Source organism: Flavobacterium ponti, assembly GCF_042652765.1.
Lineage (GTDB): Bacteria > Bacteroidota > Bacteroidia > Flavobacteriales > Flavobacteriaceae > Flavobacterium > Flavobacterium ponti.
Window position 1 is genome coordinate 206,033 of sequence record NZ_JBHSGW010000027.1, and the last position, 17,114, is coordinate 223,146.

19 protein-coding genes are annotated in these 17,114 nt (G+C 30.7%); 3 read left to right on the forward strand and 16 right to left on the reverse strand.

Annotated features, from left to right (window positions below):
* Positions 1–30: 30 nt before the first annotated feature.
* The 4 genes from ACFO3U_RS12755 to ACFO3U_RS12770 all read right to left on the reverse strand — a co-directional run bounded on the left by ACFO3U_RS12755 (position 31) and on the right by ACFO3U_RS12770 (position 6,120).
* Positions 31–1,572, reverse strand: a complete 1,542-nt coding sequence (locus ACFO3U_RS12755; protein ID WP_379743082.1) for an acyl-CoA carboxylase subunit beta — start codon at positions 1,570–1,572, stop codon at positions 31–33.
* An 86-nt stretch (positions 1,573–1,658) separates the two neighbouring features.
* Positions 1,659–3,098 (reverse strand): acetyl-CoA carboxylase biotin carboxylase subunit, encoded by a 1,440-nt coding sequence (gene accC / locus ACFO3U_RS12760; RefSeq protein ID WP_379743527.1) that lies wholly within the window; start codon positions 3,096–3,098, stop codon positions 1,659–1,661.
* A gap of 130 nt (positions 3,099–3,228) precedes the next feature.
* On the reverse strand, positions 3,229–3,714 hold the full coding sequence (locus ACFO3U_RS12765; RefSeq protein WP_379743085.1) for a biotin/lipoyl-containing protein: 486 nt from the start codon (positions 3,712–3,714) through the stop codon (positions 3,229–3,231).
* Between the two features lie 225 nt (positions 3,715–3,939).
* Positions 3,940–6,120: a B12-binding domain-containing radical SAM protein gene (locus ACFO3U_RS12770; RefSeq protein WP_379743088.1), complete on the reverse strand. Its 2,181-nt coding sequence runs from the start codon at positions 6,118–6,120 to the stop codon at positions 3,940–3,942.
* A gap of 92 nt (positions 6,121–6,212) precedes the next feature.
* Between ACFO3U_RS12770 and bshC the strand changes: the two genes are divergently transcribed.
* Positions 6,213–7,802: a bacillithiol biosynthesis cysteine-adding enzyme BshC gene (gene bshC / locus ACFO3U_RS12775; RefSeq protein ID WP_379743091.1), complete on the forward strand. Its 1,590-nt coding sequence runs from the start codon at positions 6,213–6,215 to the stop codon at positions 7,800–7,802.
* A gap of 257 nt (positions 7,803–8,059) precedes the next feature.
* Positions 8,060–8,479: a nucleoside-diphosphate kinase gene (locus ACFO3U_RS12780; protein WP_379743094.1), complete on the forward strand. Its 420-nt coding sequence runs from the start codon at positions 8,060–8,062 to the stop codon at positions 8,477–8,479.
* Between the two features lie 120 nt (positions 8,480–8,599).
* Here ACFO3U_RS12780 and ACFO3U_RS12785 read toward each other — a convergent pair whose 3' ends face one another.
* Together ACFO3U_RS12785 and ACFO3U_RS12790 are read right to left on the reverse strand one after the other, a co-directional pair.
* Positions 8,600–8,896 carry a DciA family protein gene (locus tag ACFO3U_RS12785; RefSeq protein WP_379743097.1) on the reverse strand — a complete coding sequence of 99 codons (297 nt, stop codon included), beginning with the start codon at positions 8,894–8,896 and terminating at the stop codon, positions 8,600–8,602.
* 11 nt (positions 8,897–8,907) lie between these two features.
* The gene (locus ACFO3U_RS12790; RefSeq protein WP_379743100.1) at positions 8,908–9,327 is read right to left on the reverse strand and encodes a lipocalin family protein; all 420 of its coding nucleotides are present in this window, start codon (positions 9,325–9,327) and stop codon (positions 8,908–8,910) included.
* Positions 9,328–9,428: 101 nt separating this feature from the next.
* On the opposite strand from ACFO3U_RS12790, the gene ACFO3U_RS12795 reads away from it, so the two are divergent.
* Complete coding sequence (locus ACFO3U_RS12795) at positions 9,429–10,484, forward strand: serine hydrolase domain-containing protein (protein ID WP_379743103.1); 1,056 nt, start codon at positions 9,429–9,431, stop codon at positions 10,482–10,484.
* 183 nt (positions 10,485–10,667) lie between these two features.
* Here ACFO3U_RS12795 and ftsY read toward each other — a convergent pair whose 3' ends face one another.
* The 10 genes from ftsY to ACFO3U_RS12845 form a co-directional block, all read right to left on the reverse strand.
* Positions 10,668–11,648, reverse strand: coding sequence for a signal recognition particle-docking protein FtsY (gene ftsY / locus ACFO3U_RS12800; RefSeq protein WP_379743106.1), 981 nt, complete (start codon positions 11,646–11,648; stop codon positions 10,668–10,670).
* Between the two features lie 89 nt (positions 11,649–11,737).
* Entirely contained in the window at positions 11,738–11,890 is a 153-nt protein-coding gene (locus tag ACFO3U_RS12805; RefSeq protein WP_113988621.1) for a DUF4295 domain-containing protein, read from the reverse strand.
* 42 nt (positions 11,891–11,932) lie between these two features.
* Positions 11,933–12,115 (reverse strand): 50S ribosomal protein L33, encoded by a 183-nt coding sequence (gene rpmG, locus ACFO3U_RS12810; protein ID WP_011963553.1) that lies wholly within the window; start codon positions 12,113–12,115, stop codon positions 11,933–11,935.
* A 30-nt stretch (positions 12,116–12,145) separates the two neighbouring features.
* Positions 12,146–12,382, reverse strand: a complete 237-nt coding sequence (rpmB, locus tag ACFO3U_RS12815; protein WP_379743109.1) for a 50S ribosomal protein L28 — start codon at positions 12,380–12,382, stop codon at positions 12,146–12,148.
* A gap of 76 nt (positions 12,383–12,458) precedes the next feature.
* On the reverse strand, positions 12,459–13,706 hold the full coding sequence (locus ACFO3U_RS12820; RefSeq protein WP_379743112.1) for a CinA family nicotinamide mononucleotide deamidase-related protein: 1,248 nt from the start codon (positions 13,704–13,706) through the stop codon (positions 12,459–12,461).
* A 2-nt stretch (positions 13,707–13,708) separates the two neighbouring features.
* Positions 13,709–14,056 carry an Hpt domain-containing protein gene (locus ACFO3U_RS12825; protein WP_379743115.1) on the reverse strand — a complete coding sequence of 116 codons (348 nt, stop codon included), beginning with the start codon at positions 14,054–14,056 and terminating at the stop codon, positions 13,709–13,711.
* Positions 14,056–14,667 (reverse strand): fumarylacetoacetate hydrolase family protein, encoded by a 612-nt coding sequence (locus ACFO3U_RS12830; protein ID WP_379743118.1) that lies wholly within the window; start codon positions 14,665–14,667, stop codon positions 14,056–14,058. Before ACFO3U_RS12830 ends, ACFO3U_RS12825 begins: the two co-directional genes overlap by 1 nt.
* Before the next feature lie 66 nt (positions 14,668–14,733).
* Positions 14,734–15,504 (reverse strand): exonuclease domain-containing protein, encoded by a 771-nt coding sequence (locus ACFO3U_RS12835; RefSeq protein WP_379743121.1) that lies wholly within the window; start codon positions 15,502–15,504, stop codon positions 14,734–14,736.
* Positions 15,485–16,132 (reverse strand): DUF2306 domain-containing protein, encoded by a 648-nt coding sequence (locus ACFO3U_RS12840; RefSeq protein WP_379743124.1) that lies wholly within the window; start codon positions 16,130–16,132, stop codon positions 15,485–15,487. Before ACFO3U_RS12840 ends, ACFO3U_RS12835 begins: the two co-directional genes overlap by 20 nt.
* Complete coding sequence (locus ACFO3U_RS12845) at positions 16,132–17,094, reverse strand: YARHG domain-containing protein (protein ID WP_379743127.1); 963 nt, start codon at positions 17,092–17,094, stop codon at positions 16,132–16,134. The genes ACFO3U_RS12840 and ACFO3U_RS12845 overlap by 1 nt, the downstream gene beginning before the upstream one ends.
* Positions 17,095–17,114 lie beyond the last annotated feature (20 nt).

Below are 17,114 nucleotides of genomic sequence, written 5' to 3' on the forward strand. Positions count from 1 at the left end.
AAAAAACCACCTTTTCAGATGGTTTAAATATTATAAAGGAATATTTCCGTGTTTGCGTTTTGGAGTATCTACTACTTTGTTTTCTAGCATACTAAAAGCTTTGATTAATTTTCTTCTAGTAAATCTTGGTTCGATTACTTCATCTACAAAACCTCTTTGAGCTGCTGTATAAGGATTGGCAAATAATTCAGCATATTCAGCTTCTTTTTCTTTCAACTTTTCTTCAGGATTTGAAGCTGCTGCAATTTCATTTTTAAATATAATTTCTGAGGCTCCTTTAGCTCCCATAACTGCAATTTCAGCACTTGGCCAAGCAAAATTCATGTCAGCACCAATGTGTTTTGAATTCATAACATCATAAGCACCACCATAAGCTTTTCTTGTAATTACTGTAATTCTTGGTACTGTTGCTTCGCTAAAAGCGTATAATAATTTGGCACCATGAACAATAATTCCGTTCCATTCTTGATCTGTTCCTGGTAAAAATCCAGGTACATCCTCTAAAACTAATAACGGAATATTGAAGGCATCACAAAAACGAACAAAACGAGCAGCTTTTGTAGAACTATTTACATCCAAACAACCTGCAAGAACCATTGGTTGATTAGCTACAATTCCTATACTTCTTCCACCCAATCTAGCAAAACCAACGATGATATTTTCTGCAAAATCTTTATGAATTTCATAAAAACTATCTTCATCAATGATATCTGCAATTACTTCATGCATATCATAAGGCTTATTAGCATTATCAGGAATAACCGTATCTAATTTTTCTCTGATTTCGTCATTTAGAACATAGTCTAACTTTGGAGTAGTTTCTCTATTGTTTTGAGGCAAATAACTTAATAAACGTTTGATATCTTCCAAACATTCCACTCCATTTGGGGAAGTAATATGAGCTACACCCGATTTTGTAGAATGTGTACTTGCACCACCTAATTCTTCTGATGTTACATTTTCGTTAGTTACAGTTTTAACCACATTTGGACCAGTTACAAACATGTAACTACTTCCTTCCACCATCATAGTGAAATCAGTCATTGCTGGAGAATATACTGCTCCACCAGCACAAGGTCCCATAATCGCAGAAATTTGAGGAATTACACCGCTAGATTGCACGTTTCTGTAAAAAATATCAGCATAACCACCCAGTGAACGCACACCTTCTTGAATACGAGCACCACCAGAATCGTTTAGTCCAATCATTGGAGCACCATTTTTAAGTGCCATATCCATTACTTTACAGATTTTTTCAGCATGAGTTTCTGATAATGATCCTCCGAAAACCGTAAAATCTTGAGCAAAAACGTAAACTAGTCTTCTATTGATTGTTCCGTAACCTGTTACCACTCCATCACCATAATAGATTTCTTTTTCCATTCCGAAATCTTTGGTTCTGTGTGTGACCAACATCCCAATTTCTTCAAAAGAACCTTCATCCATTAGATAATTTACACGTTCTCTGGCTGTTAATTTCTTTTTTTCGTGATGTTTTGCAATTCGCTTTTCACCACCACCTTGTTTGGCTAAAGCTATTTTATCGTTTAATGTTTTTATTTTGTCTTGCATGTTTATTTTTTTGAGAAGAAAGAAAAAAGACCGTTTCACTGAAAGAGAAAAGATTTATCTTGCTTCTTGTTTCTTGTTTCTTTCTTCTAATTAGGCAATTTCACCAATTTCAAATCATTCAAATATTGTTTCAAAGCTATCATTGCAGCTATTTCAGCTTCAGTTGCATGTTGGGCTTTTAGTTTTTCAGCATCATAATAGTTTTTTACAAAACCTGTGTCAAATTCTCCCGAACGAAAAGCTTCATGTTGCATTACAAATTTTCCGAACCCTAATGTTGTTGCAACACCTTCTACCTGATAATTATCAATAGCTTTAATCATTAGAGCAATGGCTTCTTCACGATTTTTACCATAAGTTATCAATTTAGAAAGCATTGGGTCATAATAAATAGGTACTTCTGTACCTTGTTCTATACCGTTATCTACACGAATTCCTTCACCTTCTGGTAAAATGTATGTACTTAAAAATCCTACATTAGGTAAGAAATCATTCAAAGGATCTTCTGCATACACACGAAGTTCCATAGCATGTCCATTAATTTTTAAATCTTCTTGCTTCATAGGTAAAGCTTCACCTTGAGCGACTTTAATTTGCAGTTCTACTAAATCTATACCTGCAATAATTTCAGAAACTGGGTGTTCTACTTGCAAACGCGTATTCATTTCTAGAAAGTAGAAATTATGTTTGTCATCTAGTAAAAATTCTACTGTACCTGCTCCTAGATAATCACAAGCTTTGGCTACTTTTACGGCAGCTTCACCCATTTTTTTTCGCAATTCTGGAGTCAAAACAGCTGAAGGAGCTTCTTCCACTACTTTTTGATGTCTTCTTTGAATACTACATTCACGTTCAAAAATGTAAACAATATTTCCGTGACTATCAGCCATCACTTGGATTTCGATATGTCTTGGTTTAGTTACATATTTTTCAATAAAAACAGCTCCATCACCAAAAGCATTCACTGCTTCTGAAATAGCTCTATTCATTTGCGATGTAAAATCAGCTTCTTTTTCTACAATACGCATTCCTTTTCCACCACCACCAGCAGCCGCTTTAATTAAAATTGGAAATCCGATTGAAGTTGCAATTTTCTTAGCTTCTTCAATATCCGTAATAGCATCTTCAGTACCAGGAACCATTGGAATATCGTAATCTTTGACAGCATCTTTGGCTGCTAATTTATTACCCATCATTTCAATAGCTTTGGATTTTGGTCCTATGAAAATGATGTTATTTTTTTCGCAAAGTTCAGCAAATTGAGCATTTTCACTTAAAAACCCGTAACCTGGATGAATAGCATCAACTCCTAATTCTTTAGCAACTTCTATGATTTTATCGCCTCTTAAATACGATTGACTGGAAGCTGCTTCACCAATACAAACCGCTTCATCAGCAAATTTGACGTGTAAAGCATTTCTATCTACTGTAGAATAAACTGCAACCGTTTTGATGCCCATTTTTTGAGCTGTTTTCATTACTCTTATGGCAATTTCACCACGGTTGGCAACTAATATTTTTTTAATTTTTTTCATATATTTTAGATAAAAGAAGAAAGACCACTACGTTGAAAGAAAAAAGATTATTTTAAAATAAAGGATTACTTCTCTTATATCTTTGTTCTTGCTTCTTGCTTCTTGCTTCTTGCTTCTTTATTTATTCAAATTCTATTAACAATTGTCCTTTTTCTACAGCGTTTCCTTTTTCAACTGCAATAGATTTTATGATTCCATCTCTTGGTGAAAGGAAACTGTTTTCCATTTTCATGGCTTCTAAAATTAATAAAGGATCATTTTCTTTTACTTCTTGACCAACAGAAACATTGATTTCCAAAATTAAACCTGGCATTGGTGCTTTTATAGCATTTACGATTTTGGTTCTACCTTTTTCGATTCCCATTGCTGTTATTAATTGGTCTAATTCGTTAGCAATGGCTACTTCGTAAACCGAATTATTTACTTTAACTGTATATTTTTTGGAAGCTAAATCGGTTGAAACTACTTCAACTGAATAAGGTTTGCTTTCTTTTAAGACATGAAATTTGTTATTTGACAACTGTATTTCATCTAAATTTTTTAAATCGCTTTCGTTGAAATCAAAGTTATTTTCTTGATTTACAGAAAGTTTATAGTTTGTACTCATAGTGTAATTTTTATGAAGGGTAAATTTACAAAAAAGAAAACGTTTTCGTAAATGAAATATTGGTAAAATGATATAGTTGATGAAAAAGTCAATTTTTCTATTTAATCGAATGCGTTAATGATGGGAACGGCATCCTTTTTTTGGTTTGTACTTCGACAGGCTCAGCATGACAAACCAAAAAAAGATATAGTGGACAGCACGACCTGGAAGGGAACGCCCAAATAATTATAAAACTAGTAAACCAATTTCCCTCAAAGAATTTATTGATTTTGAATACCAAAACAACTCAAAATCATCTAAATTAGCTTCATAATCGGACTTTAATTGAGTAAAAGTCATCTTATTATTTGAAGTAATTGAAATCTTTTCTAACGTTTCAATTAACCATGCTCCTTTTTCTTTTTCAACAATGATTTCAGTTACATTTTTTTTATCGTGAAAAGTCAGTTGCATCATTTCCCAACTGTTTCCTTTTTTGGATTTTGTGAAGGTTTCGTATGTTGGCTTTCCTCCTATCCAAACAATTTTAGCTGAAGGTTTTGTGTTGAAATCGGTTGAATCTTGAAGTGCGTTATAAATAAAATCCGGTAGAATTTTGGTGTTTGGAATTTTGAAATCAAACCAATCTTGTAAAGGATAATCAAAACAAATTCCGTGCATATAATTGAATAAAGATTTCTTTAAACCAAAGCTGAATTTCTCGTGATTGATTCCGGTTTTATCTTTGAAAGCTATGTCGTTATTGGCAAAAGTTACTTCATTTTGTTGAGGAATTACTCCGGATTCTTCTGGATACATACCTACTGGAGAATGAGCAGTCATGGCAAATTGATGCCAAAAACCCGATTGCAAAACCCCAATTTCAAACAATTGACGTACCATTTCCAAACTATCCACCGTTTCTTGAACCGTTTGCGTTGGGTAACCGTACATTAAATACGCGTGAACCATTATCCCACTTTCCGTGAAGTTTCGTGTCACTTGAGCTACTTGTTCAACCGTTACTCCTTTTTTAATTAGTTCTAAAAGTCGGTCAGAAGCTACTTCCAAACCACCAGAAACTGCGATACAACCAGAAGCTGCCAACAAAATACATAAATCTAACGTAAAACTTTTTTCAAAACGAATGTTGGTCCACCAAGTTACTTTTAGGTTTCTTTTTAGGATTTCCAAAGCTACCTCTCTCATCAAAGCTGGTGGTGCCGCTTCATCCACGAAATGAAAACCGTTTTCCCCAGTTTGAGCAATAAGTTCTTCCATTCTATCTACCAAAGTCTTGGCAGCAATGGGCTCATATATTTTAATGTAATCTAAAGAAATATCACAAAACGTACATTTTCCCCAATAACATCCGTGAGCCATGGTTAGTTTGTTCCAACGACCATCTGACCAAAGACTGTGCATTGGATTGGCAATTTCGATAACTGAAATGTATTTATCTAATAGTAAATCAGAATAATCTGGAGTTCCGACTTCGCTTTGTTTGTAATCTAGTTTTGTTGAGTTGTTTTTGTAAACTACTTCGTTGTTTTCTAGGAGAAATGTTCTTTTAAATTCTTTGGAATTTGGAATTTCAATATTGGAATTTAATAATTCGATAGGTAATTCACCATCATCTAAAGTAATGAAATCGAAAAACTCAAAAACACGTTTGTCTTTTAAATCTCTTAATTCTGTGTTTGGAAAACCACCACCCATTGCAACTTTTATTTCAGGAAAATTGGCTTTTAAAAATTGAGCACATCTAAAAGCGCTATACAAATTTCCTGGAAAAGGAACAGAAAAACAGATTAATTTAGGTTGGATTTCTTCTACTCTTTCATTTAGAATTTTTAAAGTGATTTTATCAATGAATGTAATTGTATTTTGTAATTCATTGTATAATTCATCAAACGAATTGGCACTTCTTCCTAAACGTTCGGCATAACGACTGAATCCAAAATTTTCATCTACACATTCTACTATAAAATCGGATAAATCTTCTAAATATAAAGTTGCTAAATGTTTGGCTTTATCTTGCATTCCCATAGATCCAAAAGCATATTCCAAATCATCTACTTGATCAAAACGAGAAGCCTCTGGCAAGAAATTACCACTACAAATTTGTCGAGCTAAAGTTGGATTTTTTCCTTGAAGGAATGAGATTACGTTGTCAATGGTGTTGATGTAATCGTTTTTTAAGGCATAGATTCGTTTTGAGTTGTTGGTTAATGGTTGTTGGTTGTTGGTGTTGAAAATTGCAATCAATCCTTCTTTTGAAAATATTTTTAAAATCACTTCTATTCCTAAATCCATTTGAAAAGTTTCAATGTTTTTGGTATTTAGAAACCCTTTTATATATGCCGTTGCTGGATACGGTGTATTCAGTTGGGTAAAAGGTGGTGTGATTAAGAGTATGTTTTGCAAGGGTATTTTTTTTGCAAAGGTAAAGTATATTTTAAGATTTCTATAATACTTTAAAAAATGTAATTTACTACTTTTACAAAAAAAATTAAACTATGCCATCTGACTGTATTAGCTACCAAAAATCAGGATATTTTTCTAAATTAATGAATGATTATTTAGACGAAAAAACCAATTTAAAAGCATTGTACAGTAGATTTCCGAAGTTGGAAAATTTTTCAGAGCAAATCCAAGAAAAACATAGTAACTTTCCATTTAAAAATAGAGAACTTTTAGTTGATTCACTCAAGAAGCAATATCAAAACTTTAAAACTTCTGAAACAACTTTAAACAATATAAAACTTTTAAACGAAGAGAATACTTTCACCATTACAACAGGTCATCAATTGAATTTATTCACTGGACCTTTGTATTTTTTGTATAAAATTATTTCGACTATCAACCTTTGTGAACAATTGAAAAAGGAATATCCTAATCAAAATTTTGTTCCGATTTATTGGATGGCCACTGAAGATCATGATTTTGAAGAAATCAATCATTTTTGGTTTAAAGGAAAGAAAATCACTTGGCAAAAAGAGAGTTTTGGACCAGTTGGAAGATTATCTACAAATGGTTTAAAAGAAGTATTTGAACAATTTTCAACTGAATTAGGAATTGGAGAAAACGCAACTTATTTAAAAGATTTATTCATAAAAGGGTATTTAGAACATTCTAATTTAGCTGATGCAACTCGTTATATTGCTAATGAAATTTTCAAAGAAAAAGGATTGGTGATTTTGGATGGTGATGATAAAAATCTGAAACAATTATTTATACCTTATGCCAAAGAAGAATTAGTCAATCAGACATCAAGTGAAGAGGTTTTGAAAACTAACGAACTTTTAACAAAATATAAAATCCAAGTCAATCCACGAGAAATTAACTTATTTTATATTGAAGATAATTTGCGTGAACGAATCGTTTTTGAGGACAATTCTTATAAAGTTTTAAATACCAATTATGCATTTTCGGAAAGTGAAATTTTAGCTGAATTAGAAAATCATCCTGAGAAATTTAGTCCCAATGTGATTTTGAGACCTTTGTATCAAGAAGTGATTTTACCTAATTTATGCTACATTGGTGGTGGTGGTGAATTGGCTTATTGGTTGGAATTGAAATCTAATTTTGAAGCAAACAATGTGACTTTTCCAATGCTTTTACTTCGTAATTCTGTTTTAATAGCTACTGAAAAACAAGCTGAAAAAGCGGATAAGTTAGAATTGACTTGGACTGATTTATTCAGTAAACAACAAGATTTGATTTCGAATAAAACAAAAGAATTATCAAATTTTGATATTGACTTTACTTCTCAAAAAGAACATTTGAAAAAGCAATTTGAAAACTTATATGAAATTGCAGTCAAAACGGATAAATCATTTATTGGTGCTGTAAAAGCACAAGAAGTTAAGCAAATAAAAGGATTAGAAAACCTTGAAAAACGCTTACTGAAAGCTGAAAAAAGAATTTTAGCTGAAAAATTAGAACGCATTACTTCTTTACAAAACGAATTGTTTCCAAAACAAAGTTTACAAGAACGAAAAGCGAATTTCTCAGAATATTATTTAGAATTTGGAACTGAATTGATAGATAAATTGTTTGAAGAGTTGAAACCTTTGGAAAACGAGTTTAGTATTTTGGTTTTGTAGTTTAAACCCAAAGACATTAAATTTTTAGCAAAGTTTTCAAAACCATAATAAATAAAAAAAACTCTTTCTCTTCTAGCCCTGATTGCAGTGAAAATCCTTTTTTGAAAAAAAAGATTGTAACGAAAAGCAGGAAATACATAATTAAAAATGCCCAAGCCTTTCGCTTCTAAAAAATTAGTAAACTTTTAAACTGATAAACTTTTAAACTTTAATCTAAATACACTACTTTTGCACTCAAATTAAAAAAATAAAACGTTATGGCAACGAATAGAACTTTTACAATGATTAAGCCAGATGGTGTTGAAAACGGACACATCGGTGGAATTTTAAATATGATTACTGAAGGTGGTTTCAGAATTGTAGCGATGAAATTAACACAATTAACTGTAGCTGATGCAAAAGAATTTTACGCTGTTCATGCTGAAAGACCTTTCTATGGTGAGTTAGTTGAGTTTATGACTAGAGGTCCAATTGTAGCTGCTATCTTAGAAAAAGAAAATGCTGTAGAAGATTTTAGAACTCTTATTGGTGCTACAAATCCTGCAAATGCTGAAGAAGGAACTATTCGTAAAAAATACGCTACTTCAATGGGTGAAAATGCAGTTCACGGTTCAGATTCTGATGAAAATGCTGCTATTGAAGCTGCTTTTCATTTTTCTGGAAGAGAGATGTTCTAATAACCAGTATTCAGTTGGCAGTGTTCAGTGAGCAGTTTGTCTAAAAATACAAAATCCCGTTTCTTAATTGAAATGGGATTTTTTTATCTGAAAATCTGATGTCTAAATATCTAAAATCCTTTATCTTAATACAATTGATTTTACAATTTCTTTTCCCATTTCTTCATTTATCATTCTGATTATTTTGTCTTTTCCATAACTTAATTCGTTTCTTAAAACGGCTGAAGATAATTTTACATATAATGTTGTTCTTTTTAGTAAAACTTCTTCCGTATAATTGTTAACTCCATTTCCCATTAGATTTTTCCAAGCTTGTTCCACATCAATTTTATCCATTCCAGCATCTAATTTATTGACTTGGATGAATTCTTTTAAAATGTCTTGAAGGGAATTTTCTTCGTTAAATCGTTTTGCCATCTGTTGATGATTTATTTTTTGGTGAAAAAAGTTGGTCTTTTGTAATGATATTCTAAATCATTTTTATTTTTAACTACTAGTTTTTCTTTGTTTAATAAAAGAATTTCTTCTTTCCATTTAGCAAAATCAGTTTGGTAGTTTATGTAGCATTTTCCTTCTTTGAATTCAATTACAAAGTCTTCAGAAACATCATTAGTTAGAAAAGTACCATCAAATTGTTGCATACCTTTTTTTCGAGTACCTTTTTTATCTTTGAGTTCAAAAAAATCAAACGTTTCATTGGTTTTATATTCTTTGTCTTCACCTTCTGGAAGTTTTACTTTTTCAATTTCCCAATAACCGTTAAGGTTTTGAATGTCAGTTTCTTTTATAGTTTCCTTACAAGAAACAAAAAAAGTAAATGCAAGTATAATTAGTATCTTTATTTTCATATTTTTAATATTGCACTAAATTACAAATATTTAGTTTTGAATTAAACTATTTTATACTTTTATTGTCTAATTTAAGGTAGCAATCTTATTATTAATTAATTATGAAAAAAATACTTCTCTTTGGTTTACTATTTTCTTTTTTGATTTCTTGTTCTAAAGATGATTCTCCAGCTAATGAGGGAATTTATTTTCCTCCAAATGGTTCAGATGTTTGGGAAACAAAATCTATTAGCGATTTAGGTTGGAACCAAGATAAATTACAACCTTTATTAGATTCTCTACAAAATAATAATACAAAAAGTTTTATTATACTACATGATGGAAAAATTGTGGTTGAGCATTATTTTGGAACACATACAGCATCTTCTCCTTGGTATTGGGCAAGTGCTGGAAAAACGCTGACTTCAACTGTTTCTGGAATAGCAGAACAAGAAGGTCTAATCAACATTAATAATAAAGTTTCTGATTATTTAGGAACAGGTTGGACTAGTGCTCCGTTAGCGAAAGAGAATTTAATAACTTGTAAAAATTTATTGTCTATGAATTCAGGATTAGATGATGCATTAGGTGATGATGTTTCACCAGCAAACCTTCAGTATGTTGCAGATGCAGGAACACGTTGGGCTTATCATAATGTGTATGTAAAAATGCAAGATGTAGTTGCACAAGCTAGTGGACAAAGTTGGGATAACTATTTCAATGCAAAATTAAAAAATCCAATAGGAATGTCTGGTGCTTGGATTCAATCTGGTGGACTGAGTGTTTATTGGAGTAACACAAGAAGTATGGCTCGATTTGGTTTAATGATTTATGCGAAAGGAAAATGGAATTCGACTCAAATAGTAAATGAAAATTATTTGAATGCTGCGACAAATACTTCACAAAATATCAATCAAGCTTATGGTTATTTATGGTGGTTGAATGGAAAATCTTCTTATCATTTACCACAAACACAAATTCAATTTAATGGAACATTAATACCAAATGCCCCAAATGATATGTTTGCTGCTTTAGGAAAAAATGACCAAAAAGTTTATGTTGTACCTAGTAAAAAATTGGTAATTATAAGAATGGGAGATTCTGCTGATGGAACTAATTTTGCTCTATCAGATTTTGATAATATGCTTTGGGGAAAAATTAATGAACTAATAAATTAATTATTTCGAAAGCTTTTTTCTCTGGTTGAAAAATAGATGCACTGCATAAAAAAATAAACCGAAAGACATCAATCTAAAGATAACTAAGTAATTTTCGTTATCAAAAAGTAAAGGTAATGTAGCAAATACTATTGCAATAATTACAATTACCAAAGGACTTTTTAAAAGTGATTTATCCATATTTTATTTGAAAAAAGAATCAACAAACTCTATTTTATTAAAAACCTGAAGGTCATCAATACCTTCACCAACACCAATATATCTTACAGGAATTTGAAATTGGTCAGAAATTCCAATTACAACACCACCTTTTGCTGTTCCATCTAATTTGGTTACAGCTAAACTCGTTACTTCTGTTGCAGCTGTGAATTGTTTTGCTTGTTCAAAAGCATTTTGACCTGTTGAACCATCTAAAACTAGCATTACATCGTGTGGTGCATCTGCAACTACTTTTTGCATTACTCGTTTTACTTTAGACAATTCATTCATCAAGTTAATTTTGTTATGCAAACGACCAGCTGTATCAATAATTACAATATCTGCATTTTGTTTAACAGCAGATTCTAATGTATCAAACGCGACAGAAGCAGGATCACTTCCCATTTGTTGTTTTACAATTGGAACTCCAACTCTATCTGCCCAAATTTGTAATTGGTCAATAGCTGCTGCTCTAAAAGTATCTGCTGCTCCAAGAACAACATTATAACCTGCTTTTTTGTATTGTGCAGCTAATTTTCCAATAGTTGTTGTTTTCCCTACACCATTTACACCAACAACCATAATTACGTATGGTTCACCTGTTTTTGGAACCTTAAATTCAGTTGTATTTTCTTGATTTGTTTCTGATAGTAAACCAGCAATTTCTTCTCTAAGAATTAGGTTTAATTCATCTGTACCCAAATATTTATCTTCGGCTACACGTTTTTCAATACGCTCAATAATTTTTAATGTAGTGTTTACACCAACATCCGAAGAAACTAAAATTTCTTCTAAATTATCTAAAACCTCATCATCAACTTTAGATTTTCCAGCTACAGCTTTTGTTAACTTAGAAAAAAATGAAGATTTAGATTTTTCTAAACCTTTATCTAAAGTTTGTTTTGCCTCTTCACTTAAGTTTTGGTCTTTTTTATCGGAAGAAAATATCTTTTTAAAAAAACTCATTGGGTAAGTTTGTTAAATTTCAAACAAATGTAAAAATAAAAAAGCTACTTTCAAACGAAAGCAGCTTTTCTATATATTATTTTATAGTCTTATTTCTTTTTTAAGAACTCATCAACTAATTCAGGAGCCATAACTGACTCAACAAATGTATAAGCACCAGTCTTTGGAGATTTAACCATTTTAATTGCTTTGGTTAATCTTTTAGAAGCTGTTTGTAATGTTGCTACGGTTTTCTTTGCCATAATTCAATATTTTATGAAGTTTTACAGAAGTAAAATTTCTAATTATTTAATTTCTTTGTGAACAGTTACTCTTTTTAAAACTGGATTGAATTTTTTAATTTCCAATCTATCTGGAGTGTTTTTCTTGTTTTTAGTAGTGATATAACGAGAAGTTCCAGCTACACCAGAAGCTTTGTGCTCAGTACACTCTAAAATAACTTGTATTCTATTACCTTTCTTTGCCATCTTTATATATATTTTTTAGAGGTTTTCGGATTAAAATTTCAGTCCGTTAGCTTTTGCTTTTTTCATAGCAGCTTCAATACCAATTTTATTAATAGTTTTTAAAGCAGCAGCAGATACTTTTAAAGTTACCCATTTATCTTCTTCTGCAACATAAAAACGTTTTTTAAATAAGTTCACAGAGAATTTTCTCTTTGTCTTATTCATAGCGTGAGAAACATTGTTTCCAGTCATCGCTCTTTTTCCTGTAAGTTCACAAACTCTTGACATTATTGTAGTCTTTTATCGTTATTCTAAATAAGGGTGCAAAGAAACAAAATTTCTTCGAATAAACAAACAAAGTTTACTATTTTTTTAAAATTTCTTTATACATCATTTCAAAGGCTTTATTTACTGCTCTATCTATTACTTTTTCTCTTGGTTGACCAAACTCAAATCGTTCTACAAAAACTTCATTAAGTGTAGCAATTGCTATATAAACAACTCCAATATCTGCATCAGAATCACCTTTTAAAGGACCAGCATTTCCTGTTGTAGCAATAGCATAATCAGAATGCATAATCTGCTTCACATTTTGAACCATTTCAAGTGCAACTTCTTCACTAACAACTGAATGTTTTTCAATAGTATCTTTCAACACATTTAGAACATCAATTTTGGATTGTGTAGCATAGGTCACTAAACTTCCTTTATAATAAGCCGAAGCTCCACTAATTGCAGCCAACATTTGTCCAATTTTTCCACCAGTACAACTTTCAGCAGTTGCAATTGTGAGTCCTTTTTCTGCTAATTTTCTACCTAAAACAACTTCAATGGAGTCATCTTCTTCAAAACCTACAATTACATCTTGAATTATCGGTGTTAATTTTTCAATTTGAATCCTAACTGCATCTCTTAATGTTTTCTCATCTATTCCACGAGCAGTTAGTCTTAATCGAACTCTTCCTGGACTTGGCAAATAGGCTAATTTTATAAATGAAGGCAAATTGTTTTCCCAATCTTCTATTTGTTCTGCCAACAAACTTTCTCCTCTTCCATAAGTCATAATCGTTTGATGAACAATAAACGGTCTTTCAAATTTCTGCATCAAATTTGGAATAACTTCATTGTCTATCAAATATTTCATTTCATAAGGAACACCTGGCAATGAAACAAAAATAGTATTTTCGTGTTCCACCCACATTCCTGGTGCTGTTCCCATTTTATTAAATAAAACTTTAGCTTTTGAAGGAACAAGTGCTTGATCTCTATTTAATTGGGTAATTGGTCTTTTATAGAAACCTTCAATAATTTCTTTTACATGATTTAATACATTTTTATCTTCAATTAAAGTATCATTGAAATACTCACAAAATGTTTTTTTAGTAATATCGTCTTTTGTTGGACCTAATCCTCCAGTTATAATTACTACATTAACTTTATTTTGCAATTTTTGAAAGGTAGATAGTATATGTTCTTTATCATCAGAAATAGAGAGCATTTCGTAAGTAGCAATTCCTATTTTATCTAAAGCTTTTGCTATATATGAAGAATTAGAATCAACGATTTGGCCAATAAGAATTTCATCGCCAATGGTTACAATTGTTGCTTGCATACCTATTTTATGTTGTGATTTTTCTTTATCTCTTTAGAAGATAAATTTATATGAGATTTGAGTGATTTATAGACTTCTTTTACCTCTTTTTTCTTTCCTTCAGCTTTTGCCCAATTCAAAATAAGATTTACCTCATCATAGGCTAAATCCATTCCTAATAAGTCTAGAGTGGGTTTTATTTTATGAGCAGCAGCATAAGTTTTCTTGAAGTCTTTTTCTTTAATGCCCTTTTTAATATTCTTAATTTCAGTTGGCACTTCTTCCAAAAATAACACTAGAATTTGATGCGCAAAATCTGTATCATTTTCTGAGATTTCATATACTTTTGCTAAATTATAATGCAATGCCATTATTTGACTTGAATTTTAAATAGTTGCTTTCCTTCAATAAATCCGGTTAATTCATCACCATTTTTAACTTGTGCTACACCTTTTGGAGTTCCTGTAAAAATAATATCTCCTTTTTTCAACGTAAAATATTGAGAAACATATGAAATCAATTCATCAATTTTCCAAAGCATTAAACTTGTATTTCCTTGTTGCACTACATTTCCATTAGAATGTAATTCAAAATTAATATTTTCTAATGACTTAAACTCTTCTTTTGGTAAAAAATCACCAATCATTGCAGAACCATCAAAGGCTTTCGCTTTTTCCCATGGTAATCCTTTAGCTTTTAATTCAGCTTGCATATCTCTTGCCGTAAAATCGATACCTAAACCAATTTCCTCATAATAATTAGGAGCAAATTTTGGACTAATATATTTTCCAACTTTACAAATTTTGACTAAAATTTCAACTTCATGATGCACATCTTGACTAAAAGCAGGAATCACAAATGGAAATTTCTTAAGAATTGGAGCTGTATCTGGCTTTAAAAAGATAACAGGTTCTGTTGGTTTTTCGTTATTTAGTTCAGAAATATGGTCAGCGTAATTGCGACCTATACATATTATTTTCATTTTATTGGTAATAGGTTTTGGGTTATAGGTCATGGACTATTACCAATTACCTTTCACCCATAACCACTATTTAGTGTTTAACTTTCTTAATTTAATAGCTGTCAATACTTTTTTAGTATACAGAGGGAAATCAGCATTTTGCAACCAGCTGAAATAACCAGGTTCTTTTTCTAAAACATCATTAACCAAAGCTCCTTTGTGTTTTCCAAAAGAGAAAATTTCTTTTCCTTCTTTGTTTAATGCTATGAACCCCGCAAAATCAACTGAACGTTTTCTTGTAGTAAATTCAGACAATGACTTAATATCGTTTTCTAAATCAGGATATCTGTCTAATTGAGCTTTAAGAATTTCATAAGTAGCCATAGTATCTGCTTCGGCTGAATGTGCATTTTCTAGACTTTCACCACAATAAAATTTGTAACCAGCACTTAATGTTCGTTCTTCTTTTTTATGAAAAATAGTTTGAATATCTACTGAGACTCTGTTTTTCATGTCAAAATCTACACCTGCACGAAGCATTTCTTCAGCTAAAAGCGGAATATCAAATCTATCAGAATTAAAACCTGCTAAATCAGAGTCTTTAATCATGTTATACACTTGAGAAGCTAATTCGGCAAAAGTGGGTTCGTTGGCTACTTTTTCATCAGTGATTCCGTGAACAGCTGTTGTTTGTGGTGGAATTGGAATCGTAGGATTTACCAACCACGTTTTACTTTCTTTATTTCCGTTTGGATATACTTTAAAAACTGCTATTTCTACGATTCTATCTTTTGCTACATCAACACCTGTGGTTTCTAGATCAAAAAAGCAAATAGGTCTAGTTAGTTTTAATTCCATTAATTCTTTTATTTAAAAAATATACAATTATTATTTCGGCTAATACTAAATTAAATGTCCAACCTAACCATGAAACTATTCTATAAGTATTCATTGGAAAAGGTTGAAACAAAAATACGATAATGAATTTGAAAAGTCGCAACGAAATAGCAGATAATGTGAGAGCAAAACTTCTAATAGCAAATTTTTGATGGTTTATGAAATCCAATCTTCTTACATAATAAAATGACAGATAAGTGAATAAAAGCCATAAAACAGATAAAATGATAAAAGCAATTTGAGAAATTATTCCACCATTTGCATAGTAACTCATTATTAAACCAGAAGGTCCAGAGAATAATAAAATGATTACAATGTAGAGTTTACCAAAGTTTCTATGCAGTTTTGAATATTTTTTTCTAATGAATGATGAAAATTGTATCCAACCAAAAGCTATGAGAAATATACTGGTGTAAACATGTGTAAAAAAAGCAATCTTGTAATGAAACAATTGAATTTCATCTTGCTTAATTCTCAAAAATGCTACATCAAAATTTAATGGAATATATTGAACTGTTATTAAAAATAATAAATACGAAAAATAAGCATATGCTAACCATAAAATATATTTTGAATATTTAAAAAACATTATCTTCCAAAAGTATCGTAATATTCAGCTGCATTTTGTTCATAACGAAGTAATAAATCGATATTTTGTTTTTCAATTTCTGTTAAATCGTCTTTTACATCTCCAAAAACTGGCATATACCAATCGAAGCTTTCAAAATAGATTCTCAATTGTTTGTCTCTAAATGCAAATCCGTGACGTGCAAAAATGGAATTTCTAAGAATAAAAATATCTGCTTTTGTAAGGTTAGCTACGAATTCTTTTTCTAACAATTCTTTGGAAGCATTTTTTTCAAATATTTTATCTGTTGTTGAATAAAATTCAAAATCTTCATACTCTTCAACTTCACCATCAATGGTATCTGTATATTTAATTGTCTTCGATTTGTCGGTATCTTTAAAAGAATAATCTAATTTATTTTCAATATCATAAACAAACATCTTTTTTTGTAGTTTGCATTTTCTTTTAGAAATTTTTATATCTTTCGGATTATAGGCAGACCAATTTCCATCCAAAATAGTGTCTTTTTTTAAAACATACATTTCAAAAGTACCATCATATTTTGATTTTAAAAATTCTTCTACTTTAAAATTTATAGCTGAGTGATTTTGTTTTAAAACACCTTTAAAAGGACTAATATTTCCTGCGACAATACTATGTCCAAAAATTGAATCTTCTTTTATTTCATCAATTGAAAATGTAATCTTTCTATTCATTAAACTATAGCTTTTTTCAATAAATAAATCTTTGTCTGCCATTGTTATTGAATCAAATTGTTCCTGTGTTATATCTGCTTGGAAGTTTCCAACCCAATAGCCTAATAAATCTTCTACACTATTCACAGCATTTGAATTTGTAATTTCTGGTTCTACAAATTGAATTTCTGCAAATGTATTTTCAGTAACTAAAACAGGTTCATTTTTTATAGCTTCTTTACAACTAAAAAGAGAAACTAAAATACTGAATGCGATAAATTTTTTCATACAACTAAAATTAATACAAC